At 44.5% G+C, this 2864-nt stretch carries 1 protein-coding gene; it reads right to left on the reverse strand.

The features are described 5' to 3' along the window. Positions 1–159: 159 nt before the first annotated feature. Complete coding sequence (locus IQ263_RS27860) at positions 160–2724, reverse strand: single-stranded-DNA-specific exonuclease RecJ (protein ID WP_194071269.1); 2565 nt, start codon at positions 2722–2724, stop codon at positions 160–162. Between the last annotated feature and the right edge of the window lie 140 nt (positions 2725–2864).

The following is a 2864-nucleotide window of genomic DNA, read 5'->3' on the forward strand; positions in this document are numbered from 1 at the left end:
AATATTGTCAGGAAATAGTTGTTGAATTAATGAAAATAAGACCTAATAAATTGCCATTTTTTCAGAAGGGTATGAGAGCTATGTCCTTGATTGAGTCTATGTTTTAACGGGGTTGTCACCCCGTCAGGCCCCTGTTTAACAAGGGTTGCAAAGATTAGGTTAAAAGAAATTTTCTGTATAATCTTCTTGGACAACGGTTTCTCGGGCGATCGACACAATGGTGGAAAGGGGTACTTCACAAAAATATTTCCTGCGGAATTGTTCTTCGGAGACTGCTGCTAGGAATTGCGCTACAAAACCGACTGCTGGCGGAAAATTGGGCTCGTCGAATTGGGTTGAGGGACTAGAAAATAAGGCTTTGGAGATTTTCTCTCCCTTTTCTGCAGTTTCCGGTTGTCTGGTGATGTGAAAAGCTCGATCGCGATAATTGACTTGGAAACCAAGATTTTTTAGGGTTGTGAACCCCCATCGCAGGGCTGTGTCGCCGATGCCTAGTTTTTGGGTTAGTTGGTGTCTGGTGACTGGTTTGTTGGTGCGGCTGAGGTATTTGGCGATGCCGATAAGCTGTTGGCAGATTTGCTGTGGGGGCAATGGTGGGGGTAAACTGTAGGCGATCGCCAGTTTTTGCTTAGTCTGCTGCGCTTTCCGAAACCAGATCCGCAGTTCGTCCCAGCTTGCTGGACATTCTTTGAGGATAATTGAGTTTTCGCGATCGGCTATTTCCAAATAGTCGGGATTTTCTGCCAGCATTTGAGATCCTAAGTTTCTGCTAGCTGCTAACAACTCTTCATCGTTATTTCTATTCCGCCAGTCTACAATCCAATCTATTTTTGTCTGGGGATTAACTTGTTTCTCCTCCCTGGATTCCTGCACAGAAATCAACCGCACTTCATAGTCCGACGTGTAAGTATTGAAATCAAGTTCGACAGTTGCATCGCACCGCCCTTGGGGAACTTCGTCTCGGTAGTGTCCCCACCAAATGCCGGGAAATCCTCTATCGCTAGATTCATCCCAAACTTCAAAAGAAGTTTTGATATACTTTACTTGGTTTCCTTTTAAATCTTGAATATTCTTATTCTTGATATTCTGAAACCAGCAGTTTTCCACCAGCAATTTTGGTGCTGGGTTGCCCATACCGCAGGGTTCGAGCAATTTGAGTTCTTGAAATAACTCTTTCCCTAACTCGGCTACAGTAATTTTTAAATCTGCTTGAACGGGGGCTGCTGTTAAACTATCTGTGCTGTATTGTTGTCGGAGTTGTTGATTTACGGCATCGGTAAATATAGGGATATTTTCAACGGGGAGACTCAATCCGGCGGCGAAGGGATGACCGCCGAATCTGTCCAATAAATGTGCTTGGTCTTTGACTAATTGGTAAAGGTCGATTTGATTGGCGGAACGCGCCGAACCTCTGGCTATTGGGGATTTGGAATTTAGGATTTGGGATGGAGAAAGTGTTGCCAAATCCGGGTTTAAAGAATCAATTACTTGTATTTTCGCAAGACTGGGGTTAATTTTTTCGCTTCCTTCTGTGCAGAATAAAATGACGGGTCGGCCGTATTCTTGGGCGATTTGTCCTGCGACTAATCCTAATACTCCTACGGGCCATTGGGGGTCGCTGAGGACAATAACGCTAGTAGTTGAAAGGTCGAGTTTGGCGAGTTTTTCGGCTGCATCTTTGGCAACATCTTTCTGTAAAGATTTGCGTCTGGTGTTGGCAATTTCGGTTAAATTTGCTAGTTCTTCGCAGCGTTTTTTGTCGCGGCTGGTGAGGAGTTCTACGCAGAATTTGGCGTCGCCTTGAATGCGGCTGACGGCGTTGATTCTAGGGCCGATACCGAAGGAAATGTCGGTTGGGCGATCGCCCGTTCTTTTGCACAAATCGAGCAATTTTGCAACTCCCGGACGGGTGGGATTTTTGATTTGTTTTTGCAGTTGTTCTATGCCGATTTGTGCTAAATAGCGGCTGTCTCCTGTAAGTTGGACTAAATCGGCAATTAAGCCGATCGCCACTAACTCCAATAAATCTGTGAGCGGGCGCTGCGGAATATCCGGCAATGTGTGATATAATGCTTCGATTAATTTGTAAGCTACCGCAACGCCAGACAGGTTAAACAGTTGGTGGTTGGCCGGAAAGTAGCGGGGATTGATGATTGCTGTCGCTGGCGGGCGATCGTCCGGTAATGTATGATGATCCGTGATAATTGTATCGATATTTAAGCTAGTAGCATATTCGATTTCAGCAATATTTGTACTGCCGGTATCGCAGGTAATAATTAAGCTAATTCCAGATTCATGTAATTTATCTATGCCGGGGATATTGAGTCCGTGAGATTCAGTTAAACGGTTGGGAATGTAATAAGTTAATTGGTCATTTTGAGCAAAAAACTCTCCCAGTCCGTCCCAAAGTACCGAGGTTGAAGTTATGCCATCGGCATCGAAATCTCCCCAGATTGCGACTTTTTCGTTGCTATTTATTGCTTGCTGAATTCGTGCCATCGCCCAGTTCATTTCTAGTCCGAATTCAAAGGGACTTGCTGGTTGGTAAAGTTGGGGATTTAGAAAACCAGGGATTTGTTCTGGATTGTCAATCCCTCTGTGCCAGAGAAGTGCCGCCGCATAATTTCCGGGGAGTCCTGGCGCGTGTTTTTTGACAGCTTGGATTAGCCAATCTGGGGGTTTGGCTATGGGTTGATTTTGCCAATTTTGAGTTAATTCGACCATTTGACTTTAGATGTTTAATTATTTTGTTTAGTAGCTAAGTTAACCATAATTCTGTAGGGGCGGGTTTACCAACAATCTTTAATTAAAATCCACCATATAGCCTTTCTCAAAAAAGTGAGGTATGCCCAATGCCCTATGCC

Origin of the sequence: Tychonema sp. LEGE 06208 (genome assembly GCF_015207505.1) — a bacterium.
In the GTDB taxonomy this organism is placed as follows: domain Bacteria; phylum Cyanobacteriota; class Cyanobacteriia; order Cyanobacteriales; family Microcoleaceae; genus Microcoleus.

Bases quoted from the DNA above. Each gene is read 5' to 3' on its own strand.
- IQ263_RS27860 (WP_194071269.1), bottom strand. From the start codon at position 2,724: ATGGTCGAATTAACTCAAAATTGGCAAAATCAACCCATAGCCAAACCC.